This window comes from Bacillus hominis (genome assembly GCF_018332515.1).
Lineage (GTDB): Bacteria > Bacillota > Bacilli > Bacillales > Bacillaceae_G > Bacillus_A > Bacillus_A hominis.
This window is the reverse complement of the sequence record NZ_BOQD01000001.1, coordinates 23,625-47,677: the sequence shown is the minus strand read 5'-3', so window position 1 is coordinate 47,677 and position 24,053 is coordinate 23,625. Positions and strand designations below refer to the sequence as shown.

Here is a 24,053-nt window from a genome sequence, read left to right as displayed (position 1 = left end):
GTTGCGTCTTGTTTCATTTGTGAAAGGGCTTCTTTGAGCCGATTAGTGTATATATAGCTTATTTTGCTATACACATTTTTAATCGACTTAAAGAAGCCCTTTTTGTGTTGTCTTTAAGTTAGGAAATACATGTATTAGACCATTTAGGCTAAACGAATAATAAAAGTGATTAAAGCACAATTTTAAGGTGCTTTTTTCTATTTCAAGGGGGAAGTACAAATGAAATTTTATAAGGTTAGTTATGGAGAAGAACTTGCTATAAAAATTATTGCAGCCAATAGTCCATATGAGGCAGTAGGGTTTTATTTAATGGAAGCGCAGAGTGATTATGGAGAAGTGGAGTACGTTAATATTAATCGATTAGGTTTGCGTGAGCGAGTAAAGGTAGATTATGGGCATATAGCAATCTATGACACAGTAGAAGAAATTTATCATCGTCAAAAGATTGTAGATTTACCATGTGTTATAGCAAATTTACTACCAAAAATTTAATAAAGTAGGTGTATATATATGAATGTTGAAAAAGAATTAAAAGAGATTTTACATTGTAAACAACTTATGAGGGATATGTTCTCTTTGTCAATTGAGAGAATTGAATATTTAGGTAAAGGGACAGTTTATATGTATTTTGCAGTAGTTTCAGAGTATGAACTGAATGTTTTCTATCGTATAGATAAAGATCTTGATACATTCAGGCTTGAAAAAGGCTCCTGGGTCTATGCAATTACACTGTAAAAAAGCAAATTTAAAGAATCTCAAATATTAAAAGCGGTAAGAAATTATAACCAAATCCAGGGCTTTATCATATCCTACTTTTGTTAAGAATTTCTGAACTCTCCGTTTTTAAGAACAATTTATAAAAGAGACATAGTACAGTAGTTATAGAATGGAATGCAACTATAGAAAATATGGGATTTATATATAAGTAAGGTACTTGTTGCAATGCTAAAAGCACAAGGAATTAGAAAATGTAAACCTGAGAGGAGCACTACAATATGATTACAGTTAACCGAGGATATATGTATGATCCAGATGATAATGAGGTCATAATTACCGAAATTTATTATGAAGCTGCTACAGATACTAAATTAGGAAGTAAAATGAATAGCTTATCTTATTCAGCCATTCCTAATGAGATTAAAGAAAAAATAGAAGCAGCTGCTTCATTATCCTATATGGAAAGCATTGAGATGCCTCAGCCATTAGCTGTCGTATATCAAAATGAAATTAGCATGTATGGAAAACCAGAAAAATTATACTTTGAGTTAACTAGTATATAAGAGGGAAAAAGACATTGGACGTATTTGTTCAATGTCTTTTTTATTAATTTATAGAGGAGAATATAAAATGAATAATGTAACTGAAATAGAAACAAGTCTTTGGACAATTTGTGTAGGGGATATTTTTAGTAATGGTCGTATGCCGTACCATCTAAAAGTTGTAAAAATTGAAGTAGAAGATATGATGAAACCAGACGATGCGAAGATATATAGTATACCTGTTCACCCTAAAATCATAGAAGACGTATGAAAATAATGGATGTATCAGAACATATTTCTTATCGAGCTTGGTATTATAATGAATTTTGGAGCAAATAATATACTATGGATGAAAGAGTGATACGGTTGTTTCACTCTTTTTTACTTGCATTAAAAATAAAGATAGTTTAATATACAGATATATTTATTGTTTAATTGATTCCGTTTATTCCCACACCTTTTTTTGTGTTGTGGTTGAGTTGTAGAAGCAAGTTGCGTCTTGTTTCATTTATGAAAGGGCTTCTTTGAGCCGATTAGTGTATATATAGCTTATTTTGCTATACACATTTTTAATCGACTTGAAGAAGCCCTTTTTGTGTTGTCTTCAAGTTTGGAGTTATTGTATAGCCAGCACTTTAGGCAATTATTTTATTAATTAGGGGGAAACATCATGAATTTAGTCATGGAAAAATCACAAAGGAAATTACAAAATGATGCTCATTTACATGACATTATTAAAGAAATTAAAGAACTAGCTAATCCTTTATGGATCAGTTCTGTATCAATGTTGCAAGCGCACAATCAAAACTTCAATACGAAAGCTACGACATTTAAGGATATTACCATTTCTTATTTAAGAGATTTAAAAGTAAGTTTAAGTCTCATTTATGCAGCAAGGAATATCAGTTGTAAAAGTATAGAGGATTTGAATAAGCGTCTATCCATTCAATCAGGGAAAGATATTACTTCCCATGAGGATTGGCTGCTTCATGAAAACAGAGGAATTATATGTGAAATGATTGATGAATTTCGAAAGAAAGAGTGGAAACACCCAGATTCGAAATAACAAGTAATACAGGAGGATTATTATGACAAATATAATGGAAAGTTTACAAGCTGAATTTCCTGTCGAACAATTAGGATGGAAAATTATAAATACATTTGAAAGCCAAGGTCGTTTTTTTGCGTTTGTAGCTCCATTTGTTGACGCACGCGCCATTCAGGACCGATTTGATGAAGTCTTTGGTATTGATAACTGGCAGGTGTCGTATGAAAAATGGGGTGAGAAAGCAACGAAATGTACCATATCAGTGTTTTTGAATGAACGTTGGATATCAAAAGAGGATGGAAGTGAAGAATCTGACTATAGTTCTGTAAAAGGTGGCTTTTCAAATAGTTTAAAAAGAGCTGCTGTGCTTTGGGGCGTAGGAAGATACCTTGTGTGAACTGTTCTCGCACAAAAAGTTGTGGAAACACACTATATAAAAGCGAGGGAACTATAAAATGTTCTAACTGCATGTTTGACTATCAAGACTCGGAAGTAAGTCTTGCAAGAACATCGTAAACTCTTGAAAAGGTCTAATACTACGGATAGCAATAATAGAGAACCCTATCATTGTTATGAGCCCGTTGAAGGCGGTGAAAATCGAACCTAAATTCCTCAGGGAACATGGTAAGAAAAGTAATCGGGACGCCATAAAATAGCTATGGATAGAATGAATCATAGATTCTGGCGAATCACTGAATGTACGTGTCGATACTATCCGTTCCTTAGAAATATGGAGGAGGTAAAACCATACCTTTTCAGTTGTGGAAATGATAATAAGGTATATCAAATCTGCGGATAGGGACTATACCCTATTCATCTAATGAATCAAATTACGATTAGTTCATTAGTAACTGACGGCATAAAGGTGAGTCCTAAGGCTATATGTAAGGCTAAAACATGTGGAACAGTTGAAGTTGGTGAGAACGTCATACGATGGTTAATTATCGGTTCGTGGATATAAGGTATTACACATACAATACTGAAGTTCCTTAACACCAATGGCAGTAGGGTCATAGTACCAAAGAAGGTTATGTAATATAACTAGAGGGAAGGGCCCAAGTCTAATAATCATGCAAAGGCAAAATTATTCTAGGAATGTGTAACAGTAACCGACTAAACCTTAGAGCAAAATCTCAGCAAAAGAGGTGATGCAATTTGGTGCGAAAACTAGAAAATACTCTTGAATCAGAAACAGAATTAAAGAGAACATTAGACAAGCTGTACTCAAAAACAAAAGAGCATATGGAAAAAAAGACGAGAATCAAACACACATCTCTCCTTGAAATTGCGATGTCAAAACCTAATATTGTCACTGCGATACACTCGCTAAAAAGCAATAAAGGCTCCATGACTCCAGGGGTAGACGGAAAAACAATCCAAGACTACCTCAGACTATCCGAAGAAAAACTTATCGAGTTAATTCGTGGTAGACTCACAAATTTCAAGGCGCACCTAATAAAACGTGTGTTTATTCCAAAGGCTAATGGCGGACAACGACCTCTCGGTATTCCAACCATAGAAGACCGGATAATTCAACAAATGATGAAGCAAGTCTTAGAGCCTGTACTCGAAGCACAATTCTTCAAATACAGCTTTGGGTTTCGACCAGAAAGAACTACCTATCATGCGTTGGAAAGAGTAAAAGTCCTTGTTCATAACACTGGGTATCACTGGATCGTAGAAGGTGATATTCGTCAATTCTTCGACAAAGTAAACCATAGGATTCTTATAAAAAAACTATGGAGCATGGGAATCAAAGATAGACGAATATTGTGCCTAATAACGGAATTCCTCAAAGCTGGAATCTTCAAAAATATCATTAGAAATGACAATGGTACACCCCAAGGTGGCATATTAAGCCCCCTCTTAGCAAATGTATACTTACATTCCTTCGACAAATGGGTTGCCAAGCAATTTGAAGAATTTACAACCAGACATGAGTATTCGAAACACGATCATAAATTACGAGGTTTAAAATCTTCTAACCTTAAGCCAGGCTATCTAATCAGATATGCTGATGACTGGGTTCTAGTCACTAATAACAAATCCCATGCTTATAGATGGAAGACTGTTATCAAGAATTTTCTTCAGAAAGAACTTAAACTTGAACTATCCGAAGAGAAAACAAGAATAACCAACATCAGGCATAAGCCAATAGAATTTCTTGGCTTCAAATACAAGGTAGTCTTAAAAGGTGTAAAAGGAAAAAAGAAGAAGGATAAAAAGACAAGATATATCAGCCAAATAACTCCTTCTGATAAGAAGATTAAAAGAAAAGTAAAAGAACTCAGAGCCACACTCACTTCTCTCGGCAAAAGATTAAGCCACGATAAACTGAGTAATGCACAGCTAATCTTAGCCTATAACTCAAAGGTTAGAGGATTAATAAATTATTATTCATATGCCACCGAATCTCCCATAATGGATAGAGAAGGTTATAAGTTAAGAAAAAAGACTTTTAATCTTCTATCTAGGCGTGGTGGGGTCTTACATCCTATCAACAAGTGTATTAACCTTGCGGACAAATACCCTAAACGGACACAAAAGACTTTAGCTATTAAAACCGAAGTTGGCTACATTGGCATTATGCATTTAAACCTAACCAAGATGAACGAAAACCTATATAAACAAAAGGTTCAAAATGAAACTCCATACTCTCCTTCGGGACGTAAATTAATCGAGCGAAGAAAGGGAACAAAGGAGTTCAGTGTCAGACTAGATGAAATTACAAGCCTCTCTCTCCTTGAGAAAGTCAGGAAAAAACTTGTGAATTCACCCCGATACAATTTTGAGTACTTTATGAATAGAGGATATGCGTTCAACAGAGATAGAGGAAAATGTAGAATTACAGGAGTCCCACTTGGGAAGCACAACCTGCATGTTCATCACATTAATCCTAATCTCCCGTTAGAAGAAGTCAATAAGCTGCCAAATCTAGCCTGTGTAGATAAGGAAATTCACAAGGCAATACACAATGAAGTTGATATGAGCAGCATCTTGAATAATAAGGAAATTAATAAACTGAAACGATTCAGGAACAAAATTCATGCTATTTGATTATTAGATGGAGCGCCGTATGAGGTGAAAGTCTCACGTACGGTGTGGACCGGGGGAAAAGCCACTCTTAACAGGTAATGCTGAAGAATTGGCTTACCTATCGGTATTATAATGTAAAACCTACTAAAGTAGAACTTTCTACATGTAGTAATGGCCCAAATAGTATCTATATTTCTTATCAAAAGAAAGGATATTATTTTATACCACCTACTATGTTACAGCAAAAACATAAACAAGGAAGTTCAAAGAAGGAACCATCGAATGGCCAAGTAAGTCTAGGTGTACTAATTCAAAACATACAAGAGCTTGCAAAACCATTAAGTATTACATCCAAGGAAATTCTACTTGCCTATAATCACAATTATAATGCGCAAGCAAGAACATTTGAGGATACGACGATTGGTGGTTTAGAAGGAATTCTAACTAGTTTACAGTTGATTCACGAAGCGAAGAATATCCGTCCTGGAAATGAGAAACAGCTTAACCGGTGGTTATCAGCTCTTATTCCTGGTGATGTTACATCCTTTAGAGAATGGTTACTTCATGATCATACAGAAGCCATTCATCAACTCATACAACAGTTAAAAAAACAACAAAGCGCGTAAAGCTTTGTTTTATAGCAGGAAAACGAATGAACAGGATATGAGGTCTGTTCTTTTTTTATTACTTTTTGGAGGGATTTATTATGAAATTTACTATTAACCGTACATTATTTATTGAAAAATTAGAGAAAGCAAGTGCTACTGTAGACGTTAAAAACCCAATGCCGGCATTACAAGGTGTTTTATTGGATTGTAATTCAAAGGGAATGATTCTAATGGGTTCAGACGGTACAGAAACAGTAACATTAGTAACTCGCTTTAATGTAAACAGTGGGGATTGTACTGAACCGGGGAAGGTGCTTTTTGCAGCTGCTCCGGTACTTAAAACGATTAAGAAATTCAAAAGTGAATTCATCGGTCTTGAACATAAAAACAATGAGCTAAAGATTGTAGAAAGTAAGAAGAAACAATTTAGCTTTTGTACCATGGATCACGAAGAATATCCTGAAATTAAAATCGAAGCAGGGGAAGATTGGATTTCACTTTCACAAGAACAATTTGTATCAATGGCCAACGGAACGTTACATGCTATTCCTGCAATGGATACACGTAAGATTCTAACAGGTGTGAACTTAAAATCAGTTGATGATAAGTTCTTTAGTATAGCAACTGATGCTCACCGTTTAGCCCGTTTACATTTTGATTGTACAAAGATCACTATCGCAAAAGATGGTGAAGTCGTGTTACCAATTAAGTCTCTTAAAACAGCTCTTAAGCTCTTTAATCGTGAAACAAATTTACAATTAAAGCTCATTAGTGATACACAGCTGTTGATCCGTGGCGAAAGTATTATCTATCAGTCTAGATTACTAGCTGGTACATATCCCGATACGGCACGTATGGTACCCGACGAATTTAAAAGTGAAATACAACTATCACGTGAAGAATTTAAAAATACGTTGGAGCAGCTTTCAGCATTTTCTTCCTTAATCGTACTTACGTCAGAAGGAAAAGAAAGCATCCATCTTAAACCACAAAATTCTCAAGTAGGTACTGCAAGTGTAGAAATTCCATGTAATCAAGTAGAAGCATTTACATTGGCTTGTAATGTGGAATATCTGCTACAAGCACTACAAACGATAACTTCTGAAACAATCGCGATAAAAATGATTAGTAATCAGAGACCTATCGTGGTAGTGGGAGCAGAGGATACAACTCACTCTAATCTGCAGTTAATTCTACCGGTTCGCGTGTAAGGGGGCATCCAAATGAGTATGAATCACAGTGACTTCTTTGACTTTTTACAGTCAAAAGAAGTCCTTCCTAATAATCAAGAACTTCGTCAATCCTTTGAATTGATTATAAATGGATTTATTGCGAACGAAATGCCTGATTTAGAAAACATACCATTAGAACATATAGATGAATTTGAAAAGCAATTTGAGCAGCTACGACATTATGTCACGTTTTATAGTGATAATTCATTTCGTATAAATGGTCCAGATTGTGAATTAAAAGAAATGCTACATTTACATCTTTTCACTGAACAACTAGAAGATGTGGAAAAGCAGGGGCTAGAAGATGAGATATTTATTTAATCAAGGAAATGAGATGAAAGTATACATACGGATACTACGCATACAAAAATTAATTCGTAAATATAACATCCCATTCTTAATCAATATCAATGATTTTCACAGGGACAAGTTGCATATCACAAGTGAACTATTATTCGAGTCGTTTGCGCGTTTTAACGAGCAAACAAGTATATTTTGTCACTTTGCCTTTGGAACTGAAGAAGACCTGTTAGATGGGACGTTATTTAGCTCAGAAGACATGTATTCGAATTTCGCTTCGGATATTAGTTCTATGGCTGCGGAAGGATGTTACTTCGATACAGCTGGTTACTATTTATGTATAGGCTCGGAACATATAACACAATCTGATTTTCAATTCGTGTTACATGAATTTTCGTTTAACACCTATCAAAGTGAAGCGTATCCCAGTCATATTTTGATTGAATTTCTAGAGGATGGTTATGAACAGTACTCATTTGATGAATGGGTACTTTCTTATTATGAAATTATAATCCGTCTTGCGGCAATGATTCGAGAAAAGACGAAGGGGAACCAGGTATGAAATTATTATTTACATACAATCACCAGAAAGTAAGAAAGTATCTACTTTCGTTAAAAATGCAAAAGAATGCTCACTTACTGCATGAATTACTTGCAGATAAGAAGCATGAAGAAGAAATCTATATATTAGATTGTTTAGAGCACTCAAGAGAAATAGACTTCAGTAAGATTTCAGAACGATCCATTCAACAAGTAATGGCTACTGTTTCTTATTTAGAGGAAGACTCGAATTTCCCAATTGGTTTAATTGATTCGAAAACCTTACTTGAAATAATTATGATTGCGGAAACATCTTTAGATACTGATCTTTCCTGCTTCTATACATCGCAATTCTATCTTATGGAGATATTTATACGTATGTATAAATTGGGGATTCCTGTAAAAGATTATTACCCAACTTATTTAGAACAAGATAATTTCGAAGAATACGATTGTGAGGATTCATTTAAAAGCTGGGGTGATGACTTACTTCAAGATATGAAATTACATCACGAAGAGGTAGATAGCGACGATAAAGATACCTTAATCCAATATTCGAATTTATTTCATATATCTATGGATGAAATAAACCGTATTGTTGAGAATGCATGGAGTCCAATTGGCGAAATGCTCTCTAATATCAAGATAGAGGATCAAAGTTTCTTTCAGTCAATCCAGAATCAGTTTGATATACGTATGCTTTACCAAGCTGATGAGGAAAAACTTTACCTTTTCTACGATGATGATACATATTTTCCAGCAATTAAACGAATTGAGATGTTACTTCGTATCTTTGAAGAGATACAGTTAACAAAAAATATAGCAAATTAGTACAGAGGGCCTAAAAATGAAGAAATTATTTAGCTATTCATCTAATGTAGCGATGTCAAACTACTTACTATCACTTAAGTTAAACAAAACTTACAGCATCGTAAGTTGGGAACAAATTAAACAAAGATATCAAGAGGAAATATATATATTAGAAAGCCTTTCTAAAGATATAGAAATAGATTTCAACAAAATCTCTCATGGGACAATTAGTAAAATCCAAACTTGTGTGGACTTTCTAGATGAAAACCAAACAATAAGGTGGGAGGACATAGAATCAACAGATACGATTGTCATCTTCTTACTTTCCATGAACCTATTAAACATAAATCTATCTAAATTTTATTCATGTCAATTTCATATCTTACGTTACTTTAAAAGCATGCATGAGCTTTCGATTGATGTAACACAGTATTCTCCCTCGTATTTAGACCGAGAGAATATCTATGAATTAGACCATGAAGAAGGATTTATAGAATTGGGTACGGACATGATCGAAGATATGGGCTTAGAAGCTTTTCCAATTGATGAAGAAGAGTATGAAAAGCTCTCTACACTATTCGACATACCATTAAAGGAAATAAAGGAAGCAGCAGAGGACACATGGGGTGCTATAGCTGAAACAATAGACGGCACATCACCGAAGCATAAAGAAAAAATTTCAAAATTACTAGATTGTTATCCAGTAAAGTATTCTTACCAAATTGATGAAGAATCTCTTTATCTCTATTATGGCGACGAACCACTATACGGGCCATATAAATTTGAGATGTTACTAGATTTATTAGAAACAATCTATACGCAGGGGGAAACAACAAATGAAGACAGTAGCAATATTTGATGCTTTAGAGCCAAAAGGAATTGTAACCATACAGCAATTTAACAACGAATTATCTCGTGGAGAAACTGCCGTTACTTTTAAGGACTTTTATTTAGCTTTAAAAGAAGTTATGGAGCAGGGTACACAAGATAATACTCATTACTCTAGTGGCGTACTCCCAAAAGGTTGTATAAAACACGAGGTGTTATCTAAGAGTGGAGATAAACAAGCTGTTTGGATTGAAGTACCAAAGGCTCAGTGGGATATTCATTTCTTTGAACGACCGTTTCAACAAGTAGGCTTTCCACGTCTATTATTTCGTTATACGGTGTACCAAAAACGAGTTACGAATATCTCTGTCTTTGCTGTAAAAGAAGATATGGAGTTAGAAGAAGGAATGAAATTATATCAATTTCCATATTCTAATGTTCATCCTAGTGGATCTGTATGTACAGGTAGAGTTGTGATACCTGAATTCCGGACTTTAAAAGATTTAGAAACATTTCATGTTTTATTTTTTGCAAGTTCTTTTAATCACGACCTTACACATACTCATACGGAACCAGTTGGAGAGCTATTTAAACGATTTGAAAACCAAAGTTTTGATGATTCTATTTTAATGGAATCGGAAATGACTTTTTAATACACGCTCTTTAGAGTGATTGTTTATTAGAAGCAGGGGAGTATTTATTAAGAATAATAATTTTGTTGGAGTTTAGATTATAAACATTGGATCCAACATGCTTAGGAGGAAATACGGTGTATTTAGATTATGAAACACGAATGAGAATTGAGAGAGAAAGACAACGAATTATTAAGTTTTTAAACGAGAAGGGTATTACACAAAATTCAGATGGCAAAAGAGTCAATGATTTACCACTTTGGCCATTAACTTTAATGGAAAATAAGTTACTGGCAGACAGTAATTGAGTACATCGAATTTCTGAAAATAGCAGAACTATATATAAGCAAAGATACTAGGAGGATTTTTTATTATGACAAACTTATTCGATTTTTTTGATATGGAAACACAAGTAGAGGAAACAACAGTACCAGTGAAAAAAGCTGCTTCAGAGCAAGCCACTGCTAAAAAGGAAGAAAAAAAGGAAAAAGCAAAAGGTAAGACAAAAAGTAGTAAGAAAGCTAAGGCTACAAAATCTACAGATTGTCTAGATAAAATCAATACAACAACGGTTGTTCGCCACGTAGTATTTGGGGATATACCATTAGTAGATTGGTTTACAGAAGAAGAAATTATACATGGAATCGCTGTTCAAAATGGGGATTCAACAGATGTAAGAAAAATAGAAGCAGAGGATATCCGCGTAAAATTAGAGCATCGTTATCCCTCATTTGTTAAAGGCTTAACTGTCATTAAATATGATGAGGATACAAATGCACTACTTCCGATTTTAACTGTCGGCGCAAAAGGAGCAAGTATTGTAGAGGGACAATCCATTTCAGATTGTCCTTTTTCTTTTCTTAGTACTTGGCTGAATCACTTTTTACCTGGGGATTTTATTCCGAGAACACTATTAATGGACTTTATTATTATTGCACAAGCCATTTCTCGTAAATGTGATTGCGAATTGCATGCTGATATCTATTTCAATAAAGAGCGTGGTTATTTTATGGATTTTCCACCTCAGCAGGTAGCAACTGAAATTGTAATCCCAGAAACGAATATAGAGATGCAGTCTATCGCTATGAAAGTTATGGAGATACACAGTCATCATCGTTTCTCTGCTGAACCAAGTGATTTAGATGATCAAAGTGAACGTGCTCCTATTCTTTATGCAATTGTTGGCAGAATAGAGGATGTTTTCCCTGAACTACGAGTACGGACTTGTATAGATGGAAAATTTTATTCTATTAATCCTAACTTTATATTTGCAGGAGAGTATGCAACGAAAGGGATAAGCCAAGATTACGATTTAAGTAGGATCACACTTTTAAAATAAACACACAAGGGGGCGTAAAAGAGACATATTTTTATGTCTCTTTCTTTATTATGACAACATTAAAAACAATTCACGTTTCAATGTTTACAAAGATAAAGCACTACATGTTAGTTCTTACAAAGAATAAACAAGCAATAGAGGAATCGCATGATGACTATAAGCTATTTCAATTTATGTGCAAGTTAGAGATGAATCACATATATGAAGCATTAGAAGGACAGAGGAAGAATACTCATATTGATTTAGACACACATCAAGAATATATAGACACGCTTGTTGTGCAGTTGAATTTACTTCAATATGTTGTAGGCATTGTGCAAGAGGAAGGAGTTATTTATGCTGCATCGATACTAGTGATGCATTCATTTGACTTGTATACCGTGCATAGGCTTACAAATTTATCGATTCCATTTCTACGAAATTTAGAGAATACACTATCAAAAGAAAATAGGGGGCTATAAAAATGAGTATTGTTATTGATATTGCAGAAGGAAAGAAGATTGTACCACATATTGTATTAGTAGGTGCTGGAGGAAACGGAGGATTAATTTTACAACATATTGCTCAAATGATGAGTATTTTTCAATTGGATGGCGAAATTGTAGTTGCAGATCCAGACACGGTTGAAGAAAAAGTGCGCCCATAAGGGCCTTGTAAACTCTGATTTAGTAAATCAGCGGGTGAAGTGAAACAAGATAACAACCCGACACCGGTAGCCTTATCCGTAATCGAAAGTGAACGGGGAGTGTAGCATGGCTGCAACGGGATAAGTCACTCTAATGTCATGAGTGCGACTGAATTTCTAGGTGTACCGTGGTAAACAAGGTTGAATGCTAAACTGCGTGAAGGATAAATCAAGGGGTCTTATCGACGACCATATCGAAATAGACATTGAAACGATATGTCTCTAGTTCAGCTCATCTATTTTTTGTGGAGAGAGGTGTGTTTCACACTAGAGAACCAACTAAAGTACATTAGTAAAGATTGAAAGTCCCAACCGACATTACTACAAACTATTTACAAGGTACTAAATGGGGATTACCTAAGTGGAAGCGCCATTTATGGCTATAGAGGATGATTTCAAGGTAAAAACCAAGAAATGTGGCTCTTGAATATTCCATATGGTAACGGAGCCTTCGTAGTAGTCAGAGATAGGGAAAGCCTATCACACTAACGTATGACAAATTACGTTAGGTCATGGTTGTGAAATCAGGATGGCGAAGGAAGGTAGTCAATTAGTTCATGATGATAATAAACAGGAAGGAAGCGAGATGCTGATGAGAAATCCAGTTTATGTATTGAACACCTTGTCGAAGAATACTATTAAAGAAAACTATAAGTTCAAAAGATTATATAGAAATCTTTATAATCCAGAATTCTACTATAAAGGTTATCAAGAAATATATGCCAATCCAGGTAATATGACCAGAGGAACCATAAATAACACTGTTGATGGCTTCTCAAAAAATAGAGTATCTAAAATCATCAACAACATTAAAAATGGTAACTATAAACCTACTCCTGTTAAGCGAGTATATATTGATAAAAAAGGGAGTAAGAAAAAACGTCCTCTTGGGGTACCGACATTTGACGATAAACTTGTCCAATTAGTAATAAAGTATATCTTAGAAGCAATTTATGAACCAAACTTCTCTGAGAACTCACATGGATTCAGGAAAAATAGGGGTTGTCATACAGCTTTGAAACAAATTAAAAAGAGTGGTAATGGAACTAAATGGTTTATTGAAGGTGATATTCAAGGTTTCTTTGACAATATCGACCACCATATCCTAATTGACCTACTAAGAAAACGTATCAATGACGAAACACTCATCGGATTAATATGGAAGTTCCTAAGAGCTGGGTACATGGAGGATTGGCAATTCCACAAAACATTCAGTGGAACACCACAAGGAGGGATTCTCAGTCCTCTTCTTGCCAACATATATCTAAACGAACTAGATATATACATGGAAAAATACGCTGAAAAGTTCGGAAAAGGTCAACCAAAAGACAGAGAAGTTGATAAAAGATATCAATACTTACACCTCAAAATAAAAAGAGGGCGTAAGAAAGCAGACTTACTAAGAGAACAAGGTAAACACAATGAAGCTCAGGAATTAATCAAGCAAGTCAACGAATGGGTTAAGGAAAGGGGACAACGTCCCTACTACAATCCAATGTCGGATAAATTTAAGTCACTAAAATATGTTAGATATGCTGATGACTTTATTGTAATGATAATCGGCAGTAAAGATGATGCCAAAGCCATTAAATCTGATATAGCTCAATTTCTCAATGAAGAATTAAAATTAACTTTATCAGAAGAAAAAACACTTATCACCCACTCTAGCAAGAAAGCAACATTTCTTGGATACAACGTCAATATCACTAGAAACGAGTTATTTACCAAATACTCGGTGAAAGGTGCAAAAAGAAGACATCACAATCTAAAAGTAAGACTTGAAATCCCCCATGAAGCATGGCGAAATAAATTACTTGCCCTGAATGTTTTAGAAATGAAGTATGTGAATGGGAAAGAAACTTGGAAACCAAAGCATAGACCGGAAATGGCACACCTAGATGATTTGGAAATACTACATAATTATGTATTACAGATCAGAGGGATGTACAACTACTACAAATATGCAGTTAATTCAACGGTACTCCAAAAATTCAGTTACGTTCTAGAATACAGCATGTATAAAACATTCGCCAATAAATATAAAAGCTCAATCGGAAAAATTAAGGGGAAATATTGCAAAAACGGTGTATTCATAGTCAATTACAAAGATAAAAAAGGCAAACAACACTCTCATTCTTTCTACAGGGAAGGATTTAGAACGGTTGATATAACTAAGATGAAAACACAAGAAAATAACATCGACAACTTGTTAGCCTCAAGAGTTCATATGTCAACAACTAGTCTTATGGATAGGTTGTCAGCCAACAAATGTGAACATTGTGGTAAAACCGATTCTAACTTAGTAATGCACCATGTCCGAAAAATGAAAGATGTTGAGAAAGGCAAAGCCAAATGGCAAAAATTAATGATTGCCCGTAGACGCAAAACATTAGCCGTATGTGAGGATTGCCATAATGAAATTCACTATGATATGAGAGTAGAACTTATAGCGAAAAACAGAAAAAAATAACTTTGACAAGCAATTGATGGAGAGCCGTATACTCTGAGAGGAGTACGTACGGTTCGGTGAGGGGTTTTGAGAAACCTATCATAGCAATATGACAAGGCGCTCGCTTCCTACTCTACAACCTTGGAAATCAACTCTTTATTCGACCTGATGTTGGTAAATACAAAGCAGAAGTACTGGCTCGTCGATATAAAGCTGGCTATAACGTTCCTATCTCTTCCTTTACGTCGCAGTATATAGAAGACATAGAAACAATGCAGCAGTTGTTTGGTAACAAATATGATTTATTAAAAAAACAACATAAAGACGATTACTTGTATCTGCCAATTGTAATTGGGGCAGTAGATAATATGTTTTCTCGCGAGGTCTTTCATCAATTCTTCCATCAATCAGATAATCTTCTTTACATCGATGTAGGGAATACAGCTGTAACAGTTCCTGATAATTGGAGAGAAGTAAATAAAAGACATTGGACACCTCAACAAATAGCTGATTATAAAAACAGTGGTTATAACGGACAAGCAGTATGTGGAGTTAAATTGAATGGCGAGGTCATTCTTTCACCGCTTGGTGATTTATTTCCGGATGCTTTTACGAAAAAAGAAACAGCTCCAAGTCAATTAAGTTGTTCCGAATTAGCTGCTTCAGAACCACAGCGCGTTATTACCAATAAGTTCGCTGCCATGACTGTTGCTCAATTCGTCAACGAACTCTTTGATGAAGGTACCGTATCGAATCACTATATCATTTTCCAAGCTCAAAAGGCTTTTATGAAAGCTGCACCAATTGAGGGGTAATGATATAGGAGGGGACAAGATGAGAGTGTATCAATTAGATTCCACTCAATTACAACACAGTTTAACACCAACAAACATGTGTAATGGTGTTCTACAATACTACCAATATAAACAGTATACCGTTGTATCTGTACTTGATTTATCAAAGCAAGATTCCGGAATGATACCATTGCTTCTGGCTTGTTTAGCAGAGGCTTTGATTCATTTCAATCCGGATTCTTTTTTAGCGAAGGATGAATCTAGCATTTTATATTGGTGTAGAAAGAACTTTAAAGGCTTTCATAGTATCTCTGACGATGGATTTTTACAAGATTTCAAGCAGATATACGAATGTTATCAAGCATTGCAGAACGTTGGGAAACAAGAGAAAAATATAAAAATAAATATGTAATAGCAAGGAGAAGGGAAACGTATGTATAATATACTTAAACGTCAATATAATTACTTTATCCGAGGAGTGATTCGGATTAACGAAGAAGTACAAAGGGAATTGGACCTATTAGTGCAAAAGATTCGTGAAACTGTATCTTCTGTCCAAAAAATCATCCTTTTTGGCTCTCATGCATATGGCACACCAAATGAAGACAGTGATTTTGATCTCTGTATTGTTGTGGAAGGTGTCGGAGAAAGAAAAAGGGAAGTCATTAATCGTATCAATTGGGGTATTTATGATGTTATGGAAACACCAGTTGATATTTTAGTGTACGGACCAGAAGAGTTTCAAGAACGTGCTAGCCGTACCGTTACTATGGAACATAAGATTGCACTAGAAGGGAAGGTCCTATATGAGGTGCGAGACGTTCTCGAGTAAGCAATACGGAAGTATAAGCGACAACGAGGACTGTTCTTAATTGGAAAAACAATCAAAGCAATAAAGAACAGGATAACTGTTCAGATAAGTGGTAGGAATGAAGGAGTAACGCCCCGAAACTACCCCAGTGAGATTCCCAACTGCATACACTAGGCATAGCGTGATGTGGAGAGCAGGGTAAAATATACGGTCACGGTTCGTAGTGCACAACTGTATAACCGAAAGCCAACAGGAGTAATAAACCGGTTGGAACTAACCAAGTACCGTATGCTGTCAACCGACATGGTGAGAATGTGGTAAACCATTGACGAACTTGCGAATGTACGCCTCGAAAAGGACACGGATCAGAAATGATTCGGAGTCTGAAAACAAGACTTGTCTAATGGATTGGGGATATCTCATAATTAACAATCCTAACGTTGTTATAGGCAACGGAGCTAGACACGGGGTATAGCAAGCACCTAAATCGGAGGTCAAAATGACCTTTAAAACAATGATAGTCTGAATGGAACGTCGAAAGCCACCAACGTTGAGAGTAATCTCTATCGGCGGATACAGTTGAATACGAAATGGACAACCAAGGGAAGTATTCTTAATAGTGGTGAGAGTAGTGGCACGACCGTTGAAGGTTCTGTAATGGAACTGGAGGAACAGCCACAAGTCTATATAGTAGGAACTGAAATTTCATCTAATCTTGCATGGATTCTGGTAAGACTCAAAAGGTCACCAAAAATCAATTTGAGAGTAGGTGATAGACCATGAATGGCAATTCTAAGTCCGCGCCAAAGGGGAATAAACTAAGACACAACGAATACTACGGTATTCAACCTGTCCTAGATAACCTATACCAAAAAGCAACAAAGGGAAATTCTTTCAAAAACCTAATGTCTATCATTATATCAGACGAAAATATACTTCTCGCCTACCGCAATATTAAGGGGAATAAAGGAAGTAGAACTGCAGCTTGTGATAATGTAAATATAAAGAATATTGAGGGAATGGAACAAAGCTATTTCTTGAATGAAGTTAAAAGACGCTTTCAAAACTACCAACCGCAGAAAGTAAGACGTAAAGAAATTTCGAAGCCCAACGGACAAACCAGACCCCTGGGAATACCGGCTATGTGGGATAGGATAATCCAACAGTGCATCTTACAAGTCATGGAGCCAATCTGCGAAGCGCACTTCAGTAACCGAAGTTATGGTTTTCGCCCAAACAGAAGTGCTGAACATGCCCTAGCAGATGCATCAGTGCGAGTAAATAAACAAAACCTTACATATGTAGTAGACGTAGACATTAAAGGTTTTTTTGACGAGGTAAATCACGTCAAGCTCATGCGTCAATTATGGACATTGGGTATCCGTGACAAACAACTTCTGGTCATTATCCGAAAAATACTGAAAGCCCCAGTGCAAATGCCTGATGGCACAACAATGTTCCCGACCAAGGGCACCCCACAAGGCGGGATTCTTAGTCCTATACTTGCCAACGTCAATCTTAATGAATTCGACTGGTGGATAAGTAGACAATGGGAGACATTCAAAGCTAAAAAGGTAAAACCGAGATGCATGAGGGGAATTTGGTGCAATGACGTTGTAACGACACAACTCACCAAAACTTCCAAGATGAAACCAATGTACATCGTAAGGTACGCAGATGACTTTAAAATCTTCACAAACACACGTAGTAATGCGGAGAAAATTTTCAAAGCGACTCAAATGTGGTTAGAAGAACGTCTAAAACTGCCTATCTCAGCCGAAAAGTCTAAAGTAACCAATCTGAAAAAGCAACAAAGTGAATTCTTAGGTTTCACCCTCAAAGCTGTAAAGAAAGGTAAAAAGAAGAACGGTGACACACGATACATTGCAGTAACACACGTTTCCCCAAAAGCACTGGAAAAAACAAAACAAGATTTAGCAAAACAAGTGAGAAGAATACAGAAAACCCCAAACTCTAATGAAACAATTAAGAGAATCAGCATATACAACAGCATGGTCATTGGTAAGCACAACTATTATAAAATAGCTACGCATGCCTCCCAGGATTTCAGTAAAATGAACCATAATCTTGACCACATAATGTATAACAGATTCCCTAAGTCAACAACTGGAGGTAAAAGCAATACAAATGGATACACGAATATAGGAGAATATAAAGGAAAAGACAAAGGTATTAAACCATATCTAAAGTCAAAAATGATGAGATTTCTCATGAAACGTCCCATCCTACCAATCTCCTATATTCAACACAAAAACCCGATGATGAAAAAGCAAGTCATTAACAAGTACACCGCAGAAGGACGAGCCCTGATACATAAAAACTTGGCAGACATAACCGAAGCGGAACTGAAATGGTTAAGAGAAAATCCAGTTATAAATGAACGGGCAACCGTAGAATACAATGACAACCGAATTTCTCTTTATGTCGCACAAAAAGGCAAATGCAGTGTAACAGGTGAGAAACTCTTACCTTGGGACATTCATTGTCACCATAAGCGATTATGGAGTGAAACAAAGGACGACAGCTACAAGAACCTTACCATCATCAAACCAAGTGTCCATAGACTAATACACGCAACCAAGATAGAAACCATAAACCAACTACTCAATGAACACAAATTCAATGAGGAACAGTTAGGCAAACTCAATAAATTGCGAAAATTAGTCAAAAACGAGGAAATCTGTATTTAATCACAAAATGAAGTGGAAATGAAACATGAATAACTAGCGTTGTTCGCTTAGAACTTATCATTATTTTGATGAAAAGAAAACTACAATATAGATGGACCGCGGTATGCCGTGAAAGTGGCACGTACCGTGCGGATCGGGGGAAAAGTTGGAGATAGCTTCAAAGACTTACCTATCGACAATAAATATTGAGGATCTAAAAGAGTGGGTATTTATTGCAAAATCTGATTTAGATTCTGCTAGTTACTTAACTCACATGAAACCTTTCCCAACTGCAATTATTTGTTATCATAGTCAACAATGTGTGGAAAAACTTCTAAAAGGATTTCTTGCACTAAACGGTAGGACAGTCCCAAAAACTCATAACCTTTTAATGCTGCACAAATCATGTCGGAAATTAGATGAGGAATTCTCATTGATTTTAGAACAGTGCGTGCAGCTAAATGGTTATGCTACAGACATTCGTTATCCGTATTTTGAAGCACTTACTGTTCAAGATGGATTAATCGCTATACAACATGCTCAAAAAGTAATGAGCTTTTATATGGAAAAGTTAAACAAGTTGAATATACATGAAATCACAGTTGATTAAAAATAGAGGATATACACAAAAGAGAGTGCCTATTAAATAGGGACTCTCTTTTTCTATCTAAAAACAGAGGAGGTATGCTCCATAGTAGTATGAAATGATACTTTGCTATGGGGATAACAATATAATGATGGATATATATAAAGAAATTAAAGAGGAAATGAAAAAAGTCTATTTATCTCGCGATTGTTGTTTTGTAGGTTACAGTGGGGGGAAAGATAGTTCTGCCATGTTGACGTTACTATGGGATGCAATTGCTGAGCTACCACTAGAGGAACGTACAAATCCAATTCATATCTTAACTTCCGAAGTTGGAGTAGAAACACCTGCTATGACAGCTTATATCTCACGGACATTACAAAAGATCCAGGAGAATGCAAATGAACAAAACCTACCGTTTGTTGTTCATGGTGTACAACCACTTATGAGAGAATCATATTGGTATAAGGTAATAGGTAGAGGCGTTTTACCACCGAGCGGAAACAGTAGATTGAGATGGTGTACTGACTCTCTCAAGGTCAAACCGATGCAGCGAAAGATGAAAGAAATCTTAATATCTTCTCAAACTACTACTGCAGTAGAATGCTTTGATGAATATGATGGAGTGCTTATGTTGGCCGTTCGTAATGAGGAGAGTGGTCGAAGAAGACACAGTATCCAAAGGCATGAGATAAGTACTGATTCCTTATTTTCACGTCATAATGACATGAAAAATATCCTCTGCTTTAATCCAGTTAAATTTTTAACCGGTGATGAAGTATGGATGTTACTTTTAGATAGAGGGATACTGCCTTTTGGCGTGGATGTGGAAGAAATGAGCATACAGTATGGACAAGCTATGTTTGAATGTGGCATAAAAACAGGTGGGAAACAGCAAGGAAATGCTTGTGGAGCTGCAAATTCACGTAGTGGATGTTGGACTTGCCTGATGATGAATGGTGAGGATAAAATGTTGACCCAGCTAATAAGTGAGGGGTATACGGACTATGCTTATCTACAATCCTGGAAAAGCTTCTTACGTTCGATTAGAAACGATATTCGGTATCGGAATGTAATGAATAGACGAAGCCTGCAAACGCTCCTTAGAAACGAAAATAAAAGGGATTCAGACTTGTTTTCCATATGTAATCATGTTGAATATGATTATATTATGTTTGATCGTACAGAAAAGGGAGACTATGCACCAGGAGGACTAACAGTAGAAGGTAGAAGAATGCTTTTAGAATATCTACTTTATATTCAACAAGAAATGAATACGAGTCTTATATCTGAAGAAGAAATTGAGGCAGTACTACAAGGCTGGTATGACACAGATGGTATTCGTGTATATCGAGATGAATTGGAGCCAATACATCACGCATGTCTTGGTGAATTGGTGTTCAAACCTGATTGTACAATAAATGAAGAAAAAACGACGTCTCCATTCCCTGTGTTTTTCGTGGAAATTGATGTTCATTTAGGGAAGCAGGAGATATTTCGTTGGATGAAGGAACGACAGAAAGTTACGCAGCAGAGTTTTTTCTTTTTCCCTTCAAATTATTCTAATGATTCTGCAAAGCTTACATGGAACAAACTAACCTTTGTTGTATCTAGATTTGATATAACAGAAGCAAGAGATGCTGAACGCATTATACGTCAATGGTTAGGTATGACGATGTACCATGAAAAGGCAGAAGCACAACATAAGAAGATGCTTGTACAGCTGTTCATTCATTCTATGAAGAATGAACAATTATTTAATCCGGATGAATTAGAAAATACGAAGATCCTATATACTACAGAGTTTATAAGTAGGCTCTCTCGATTGCTAGAAACAGCGGAGTTGCTATCCGAGGAGACTAATCACCTCTTTGCAAAAATACTTAAAGAAATGGCTAACGAAACATTTCTTATAGCGTGATATATAAATATTAGATATATTTAGAGAGTACCTATTCAATAGGTGCTTTCTATATTACAAAGGCAAGAGGAGATTATAATGGAATTTAAAAAACTTATGAAGTATATAGAAGAGAATAAGGAAGAACACTTTGATGAATTAATTAAAAAAAATGAAAACGCAATTAAAGAAAGCGATAAAAAAAATGAGAAGGAAACAGATTTTAAAAAATAGTTACGATATTTACCGAAGAACTATTAGGAACTTATAAATATAGGATTCAAGGAGGATACTTATGACTGAAATTAGTTTAAAAGACAGATGTATTCAAATTCTAGCCACAATTCCAACAATAGTATTTTTTATTTGGAGCATGTACTACTGCTTTCAGCTATTTGTAGGAAATGAAATACCTGGAGTAAATCCTTTTACAAAGTTTATACTTGGGTTGATTACACTGTTTATGGGAATAGGCGGACTTATTAATTTAACTAAGCCTAATGTAGATGCTGTCGAGTTCACCGTAAAGACACTTTGCGGGTTACTTGCAATTGGCTTTATATTATGGTCAGAGCAATTTATAGATATCGCAAAATTAATTAGTGAGTCATTGTAAATAAAAGACAGCAACACAAGCGTTGCTGTCTTTTATTTATGTATTGATTTAAAAAAGAACATTTAACTGTTTCAGAGTGATGAAGTGTTGAAAATCTTAATTACTTAAAAATTTTTGAATAACTTTTTCTTGTTCCAAATCCCAATCTTTTCCGCTTTTTATATAACATTCGTGCTTAATGGTTAGTTGAGTGTATTCATGCGAAGTAATTTCTTTATTAATTACAACACCACCACATTTTTTAGCAATTCGTTCGGCCATATCTTTATCTATAAAGAGAAATGCCACTTCTTCATCTTTTACAAACTCATAACTAAATGAAGTTTCATCGTATGGCATTCTGTGCAATCCACCTGCATAAAACAATTCTCCTAATTTTACTAAACATAAAGTTAAAGTGTTTTGCATAACATATATTCCTTTCTCGTGCATTTTTCTTATTCCTTTAAATACCTTTTGTGATGGACTTGTTCATCTAGAGCATTATTAACAGCTTAATCTTAAATATTGAAAATATCTTTTCAATGATATTTTAGTCTTAAAACCAATTCTATCAATTAATTCACTTTCAGAAAGTCCTTGCTTAATAAGGCGAAGGATAAATGTGTTCCTCATCTGCTGTGCAGAAATACGCCTATCTAATTCTGCTCGTTTCACTTCAAGTCGAATCATCTTTTGTATAGCAACCTCAGACAAAGCTTTTGGTGCATCATTTTCGTAAACCCATCGATAAGTACCTCGATTAAAATCAAATGCCACAAATAGAGGATTATCTGTGTGCTGTCGAGGTCTTACAGGTTCAGGGATAGTCGAATAATATTTGTAAAGCTGTTGTGTAGCTTCGGCTGTTAAGAAGATGGATCTAGTATCTCCGTTTTCTCCTGGAACAATTAAAGTGTTCCTAGCAAACTGTATATGGTTCATATTAAGCGATACAAGCTCTTGCAAAGACAAACCGTAGTTTACTATTAAATTAATTATACAAGCGTTTCTATCCATGATTAGAGGACGGTATTTAGCTTGTCTCTCTGTTAATCCCTTAGTTGATAGAACGGTTTGTTTTAAAAGTGCTTCTTCCGATTCGGTAATAAAATCATTGTCATTTAGTGATTGATCCGGAATTAAAGAGAGATGAATATCATCTAATGGACTAACTATACCTAAAAACAAGTGTAATTTCTTTAAAACCACCCATATCCTGTGCCTTGTTTTAAGCGAATATTCTCGTTTGTTTTCTAACACTGAGAAATAAGTTTGATAATCATCTACGGATATTTCATTCCATGATTTGATATGTAAAAGCAACTCATTTTCATTCAACCATCTATAAAAATCTTTAATATCGTATGCATAGCGTTGGATTGTAGAATGTTTTCGGCCTTTTTCACTTAAATATGTAGAGAAATCTTCTAAAGTTTTCTCTAAGCTAATTGTCTTGTTCAATATAATCACCTAATTTCTTTAGATATATTATAACAGAAAGCAAGTGAAAGACCTGCTACCGCCCTTTGCTACGCACGGTTGCTGGCATATCCAAAACGCAAACGGACAAACAACCCTTTGCGTCTTGGATATGTTGTTTATTAATTAAAAAGCCAGATAAATAGAGTTATCATAATACTCCAAAAAGGCACTACAAAAACTAATCCCCAAAGAATACCTTTAAAAAATCCAATCTCGTTATAGGTATTCATTTCTATGTAAGTTGTATCTTTTAATGCAGCCATGTTTAATCCTCCAATATAAATTGTTTATTAAAATGAAAAAAGGACAAACCTAGTCCTGGTAGGGATACATAGGTTTGTCCTTTTGTATGAGGGTAAATGATCTGTTTAATTACCATTATTATAACGCAATTTACAAATATTTTCAATTAGGTCGGACATCTTA

General features: G+C 35.3%; 27 protein-coding genes and 3 pseudogenes. 27 read left to right on the top strand and 3 right to left on the bottom strand.

Going from position 1 to position 24,053, the window contains the following annotated elements; genetic code table 11:
• Window positions 1-219: 219 nt before the first annotated feature.
• The 27 genes and pseudogenes from KI356_RS00240 (at window position 220) to KI356_RS00115 (ending at window position 22,163) form a co-directional block, all read left to right on the top strand.
• Complete coding sequence (locus tag KI356_RS00240) at window positions 220-492, top strand: hypothetical protein (RefSeq protein WP_000675279.1); 273 nt, start codon at window positions 220-222, stop codon at window positions 490-492.
• 18 nt (window positions 493-510) lie between these two features.
• Complete coding sequence (locus KI356_RS00235; RefSeq protein ID WP_001100171.1) at window positions 511-735, top strand: hypothetical protein; 225 nt, start codon at window positions 511-513, stop codon at window positions 733-735.
• Between the two features lie 260 nt (window positions 736-995).
• Window positions 996-1,280, top strand: a complete 285-nt coding sequence (locus KI356_RS00230; RefSeq protein WP_000633806.1) for a hypothetical protein — start codon at window positions 996-998, stop codon at window positions 1,278-1,280.
• A 67-nt stretch (window positions 1,281-1,347) separates the two neighbouring features.
• Window positions 1,348-1,598: pseudogene (locus KI356_RS00225) on the top strand (hypothetical protein).
• 331 nt (window positions 1,599-1,929) lie between these two features.
• Window positions 1,930-2,325 (top strand): hypothetical protein, encoded by a 396-nt coding sequence (locus KI356_RS00220; RefSeq protein WP_001055070.1) that lies wholly within the window; start codon window positions 1,930-1,932, stop codon window positions 2,323-2,325.
• 22 nt (window positions 2,326-2,347) lie between these two features.
• Window positions 2,348-2,698 (top strand): annotated as a pseudogene (locus KI356_RS00215) (Rad52/Rad22 family DNA repair protein); the annotation flags it as partial.
• Between the two features lie 767 nt (window positions 2,699-3,465).
• Window positions 3,466-5,364 (top strand): group II intron reverse transcriptase/maturase, encoded by a 1,899-nt coding sequence (gene ltrA / locus KI356_RS00210; protein ID WP_002019929.1) that lies wholly within the window; start codon window positions 3,466-3,468, stop codon window positions 5,362-5,364.
• A 77-nt stretch (window positions 5,365-5,441) separates the two neighbouring features.
• Window positions 5,442-5,969 (top strand): hypothetical protein, encoded by a 528-nt coding sequence (locus KI356_RS00205; RefSeq protein WP_000917103.1) that lies wholly within the window; start codon window positions 5,442-5,444, stop codon window positions 5,967-5,969.
• A gap of 80 nt (window positions 5,970-6,049) precedes the next feature.
• Window positions 6,050-7,162 carry a DNA polymerase III subunit beta gene (gene dnaN, locus KI356_RS00200; protein WP_000673198.1) on the top strand — a complete coding sequence of 371 codons (1,113 nt, stop codon included), beginning with the start codon at window positions 6,050-6,052 and terminating at the stop codon, window positions 7,160-7,162.
• Window positions 7,163-7,174: 12 nt separating this feature from the next.
• The gene (locus KI356_RS00195; protein WP_000062335.1) at window positions 7,175-7,504 is read left to right on the top strand and encodes a hypothetical protein; all 330 of its coding nucleotides are present in this window, start codon (window positions 7,175-7,177) and stop codon (window positions 7,502-7,504) included.
• Complete coding sequence (locus KI356_RS00190; RefSeq protein WP_001269722.1) at window positions 7,488-8,045, top strand: hypothetical protein; 558 nt, start codon at window positions 7,488-7,490, stop codon at window positions 8,043-8,045. Before KI356_RS00195 ends, KI356_RS00190 begins: the two co-directional genes overlap by 17 nt.
• On the top strand, window positions 8,042-8,854 hold the full coding sequence (locus KI356_RS00185; protein WP_212934544.1) for a hypothetical protein: 813 nt from the start codon (window positions 8,042-8,044) through the stop codon (window positions 8,852-8,854). The genes KI356_RS00190 and KI356_RS00185 overlap by 4 nt, the downstream gene beginning before the upstream one ends.
• A 16-nt stretch (window positions 8,855-8,870) precedes the next feature.
• Window positions 8,871-9,692, top strand: coding sequence for a hypothetical protein (locus KI356_RS00180; protein WP_144605643.1), 822 nt, complete (start codon window positions 8,871-8,873; stop codon window positions 9,690-9,692).
• Window positions 9,670-10,314: a hypothetical protein gene (locus tag KI356_RS00175; protein WP_000859312.1), complete on the top strand. Its 645-nt coding sequence runs from the start codon at window positions 9,670-9,672 to the stop codon at window positions 10,312-10,314. The genes KI356_RS00180 and KI356_RS00175 overlap by 23 nt, the downstream gene beginning before the upstream one ends.
• A gap of 116 nt (window positions 10,315-10,430) precedes the next feature.
• The gene (locus tag KI356_RS00170) at window positions 10,431-10,601 is read left to right on the top strand and encodes a hypothetical protein (protein WP_000280379.1); all 171 of its coding nucleotides are present in this window, start codon (window positions 10,431-10,433) and stop codon (window positions 10,599-10,601) included.
• 65 nt (window positions 10,602-10,666) lie between these two features.
• Complete coding sequence (locus tag KI356_RS00165) at window positions 10,667-11,632, top strand: MPN domain-containing protein (RefSeq protein ID WP_000182855.1); 966 nt, start codon at window positions 10,667-10,669, stop codon at window positions 11,630-11,632.
• Between the two features lie 50 nt (window positions 11,633-11,682).
• Window positions 11,683-12,093 carry a hypothetical protein gene (locus tag KI356_RS00160; RefSeq protein WP_000209415.1) on the top strand — a complete coding sequence of 137 codons (411 nt, stop codon included), beginning with the start codon at window positions 11,683-11,685 and terminating at the stop codon, window positions 12,091-12,093.
• A gap of 2 nt (window positions 12,094-12,095) precedes the next feature.
• Window positions 12,096-12,278, top strand: coding sequence for a ubiquitin-activating E1 family protein (locus KI356_RS00155; protein ID WP_000029266.1), 183 nt, complete (start codon window positions 12,096-12,098; stop codon window positions 12,276-12,278).
• A 631-nt stretch (window positions 12,279-12,909) separates the two neighbouring features.
• Window positions 12,910-14,787 carry a reverse transcriptase domain-containing protein gene (locus KI356_RS00150; RefSeq protein WP_042512162.1) on the top strand — a complete coding sequence of 626 codons (1,878 nt, stop codon included), beginning with the start codon at window positions 12,910-12,912 and terminating at the stop codon, window positions 14,785-14,787.
• 116 nt (window positions 14,788-14,903) lie between these two features.
• Window positions 14,904-15,581: pseudogene (locus KI356_RS00145) on the top strand (ubiquitin-activating E1 family protein); the annotation flags it as partial.
• A gap of 19 nt (window positions 15,582-15,600) precedes the next feature.
• Window positions 15,601-15,972 (top strand): hypothetical protein, encoded by a 372-nt coding sequence (locus KI356_RS00140; protein ID WP_001267129.1) that lies wholly within the window; start codon window positions 15,601-15,603, stop codon window positions 15,970-15,972.
• 21 nt (window positions 15,973-15,993) lie between these two features.
• Window positions 15,994-16,392 carry a nucleotidyltransferase domain-containing protein gene (locus KI356_RS00135; RefSeq protein ID WP_000282369.1) on the top strand — a complete coding sequence of 133 codons (399 nt, stop codon included), beginning with the start codon at window positions 15,994-15,996 and terminating at the stop codon, window positions 16,390-16,392.
• Between the two features lie 758 nt (window positions 16,393-17,150).
• Window positions 17,151-19,082: a group II intron reverse transcriptase/maturase gene (gene ltrA, locus KI356_RS00130; RefSeq protein ID WP_001014145.1), complete on the top strand. Its 1,932-nt coding sequence runs from the start codon at window positions 17,151-17,153 to the stop codon at window positions 19,080-19,082.
• 145 nt (window positions 19,083-19,227) lie between these two features.
• Window positions 19,228-19,671 carry a HEPN domain-containing protein gene (locus KI356_RS00125; RefSeq protein ID WP_048568098.1) on the top strand — a complete coding sequence of 148 codons (444 nt, stop codon included), beginning with the start codon at window positions 19,228-19,230 and terminating at the stop codon, window positions 19,669-19,671.
• Between the two features lie 124 nt (window positions 19,672-19,795).
• Complete coding sequence (locus KI356_RS00120) at window positions 19,796-21,568, top strand: phosphoadenosine phosphosulfate reductase domain-containing protein (RefSeq protein ID WP_033666464.1); 1,773 nt, start codon at window positions 19,796-19,798, stop codon at window positions 21,566-21,568.
• Window positions 21,569-21,646: 78 nt separating this feature from the next.
• Window positions 21,647-21,781 (top strand): hypothetical protein, encoded by a 135-nt coding sequence (locus KI356_RS28380; protein ID WP_000394600.1) that lies wholly within the window; start codon window positions 21,647-21,649, stop codon window positions 21,779-21,781.
• A 61-nt stretch (window positions 21,782-21,842) separates the two neighbouring features.
• Window positions 21,843-22,163, top strand: coding sequence for a hypothetical protein (locus KI356_RS00115; RefSeq protein ID WP_000136247.1), 321 nt, complete (start codon window positions 21,843-21,845; stop codon window positions 22,161-22,163).
• Between the two features lie 96 nt (window positions 22,164-22,259).
• Here the strand turns inward: KI356_RS00115 and KI356_RS00110 are convergent, their stop codons facing one another.
• The 3 genes from KI356_RS00110 to KI356_RS00100 form a co-directional block, all read right to left on the bottom strand.
• Window positions 22,260-22,571, bottom strand: a complete 312-nt coding sequence (locus KI356_RS00110; RefSeq protein ID WP_002042156.1) for a hypothetical protein — start codon at window positions 22,569-22,571, stop codon at window positions 22,260-22,262.
• A 78-nt stretch (window positions 22,572-22,649) separates the two neighbouring features.
• On the bottom strand, window positions 22,650-23,615 hold the full coding sequence (locus KI356_RS00105; RefSeq protein ID WP_002042157.1) for a tyrosine-type recombinase/integrase: 966 nt from the start codon (window positions 23,613-23,615) through the stop codon (window positions 22,650-22,652).
• 131 nt (window positions 23,616-23,746) lie between these two features.
• Window positions 23,747-23,890 (bottom strand): hypothetical protein, encoded by a 144-nt coding sequence (locus tag KI356_RS00100; protein ID WP_000729369.1) that lies wholly within the window; start codon window positions 23,888-23,890, stop codon window positions 23,747-23,749.
• Window positions 23,891-24,053: the final 163 nt, after the last annotated feature.

Bases quoted from the DNA above. Each gene is read 5' to 3' on its own strand.
- KI356_RS00240 (WP_000675279.1), top strand. From the start codon at position 220: ATGAAATTTTATAAGGTTAGTTATGGAGAAGAACTTGCTATAAAAATT.
- KI356_RS00235 (WP_001100171.1), top strand. From the start codon at position 511: ATGAATGTTGAAAAAGAATTAAAAGAGATTTTACATTGTAAACAACTT.
- KI356_RS00230 (WP_000633806.1), top strand. From the start codon at position 996: ATGATTACAGTTAACCGAGGATATATGTATGATCCAGATGATAATGAG.
- KI356_RS00220 (WP_001055070.1), top strand. From the start codon at position 1,930: ATGAATTTAGTCATGGAAAAATCACAAAGGAAATTACAAAATGATGCT.
- KI356_RS00205 (WP_000917103.1), top strand. From the start codon at position 5,442: ATGCTGAAGAATTGGCTTACCTATCGGTATTATAATGTAAAACCTACT.
- dnaN (WP_000673198.1), top strand. From the start codon at position 6,050: ATGAAATTTACTATTAACCGTACATTATTTATTGAAAAATTAGAGAAA.
- KI356_RS00195 (WP_000062335.1), top strand. From the start codon at position 7,175: ATGAGTATGAATCACAGTGACTTCTTTGACTTTTTACAGTCAAAAGAA.
- KI356_RS00190 (WP_001269722.1), top strand. From the start codon at position 7,488: ATGAGATATTTATTTAATCAAGGAAATGAGATGAAAGTATACATACGG.
- KI356_RS00185 (WP_212934544.1), top strand. From the start codon at position 8,042: ATGAAATTATTATTTACATACAATCACCAGAAAGTAAGAAAGTATCTA.
- KI356_RS00180 (WP_144605643.1), top strand. From the start codon at position 8,871: ATGAAGAAATTATTTAGCTATTCATCTAATGTAGCGATGTCAAACTAC.
- KI356_RS00175 (WP_000859312.1), top strand. From the start codon at position 9,670: ATGAAGACAGTAGCAATATTTGATGCTTTAGAGCCAAAAGGAATTGTA.
- KI356_RS00165 (WP_000182855.1), top strand. From the start codon at position 10,667: ATGACAAACTTATTCGATTTTTTTGATATGGAAACACAAGTAGAGGAA.
- KI356_RS00160 (WP_000209415.1), top strand. From the start codon at position 11,683: ATGACAACATTAAAAACAATTCACGTTTCAATGTTTACAAAGATAAAG.
- KI356_RS00155 (WP_000029266.1), top strand. From the start codon at position 12,096: ATGAGTATTGTTATTGATATTGCAGAAGGAAAGAAGATTGTACCACAT.
- KI356_RS00150 (WP_042512162.1), top strand. From the start codon at position 12,910: ATGAGAAATCCAGTTTATGTATTGAACACCTTGTCGAAGAATACTATT.
- KI356_RS00140 (WP_001267129.1), top strand. From the start codon at position 15,601: ATGAGAGTGTATCAATTAGATTCCACTCAATTACAACACAGTTTAACA.
- KI356_RS00135 (WP_000282369.1), top strand. From the start codon at position 15,994: ATGTATAATATACTTAAACGTCAATATAATTACTTTATCCGAGGAGTG.
- ltrA (WP_001014145.1), top strand. From the start codon at position 17,151: ATGAATGGCAATTCTAAGTCCGCGCCAAAGGGGAATAAACTAAGACAC.
- KI356_RS00120 (WP_033666464.1), top strand. From the start codon at position 19,796: ATGATGGATATATATAAAGAAATTAAAGAGGAAATGAAAAAAGTCTAT.
- KI356_RS28380 (WP_000394600.1), top strand. From the start codon at position 21,647: ATGGAATTTAAAAAACTTATGAAGTATATAGAAGAGAATAAGGAAGAA.
- KI356_RS00115 (WP_000136247.1), top strand. From the start codon at position 21,843: ATGACTGAAATTAGTTTAAAAGACAGATGTATTCAAATTCTAGCCACA.
- KI356_RS00110 (WP_002042156.1), bottom strand. From the start codon at position 22,571: ATGCAAAACACTTTAACTTTATGTTTAGTAAAATTAGGAGAATTGTTT.
- KI356_RS00100 (WP_000729369.1), bottom strand. From the start codon at position 23,890: ATGGCTGCATTAAAAGATACAACTTACATAGAAATGAATACCTATAAC.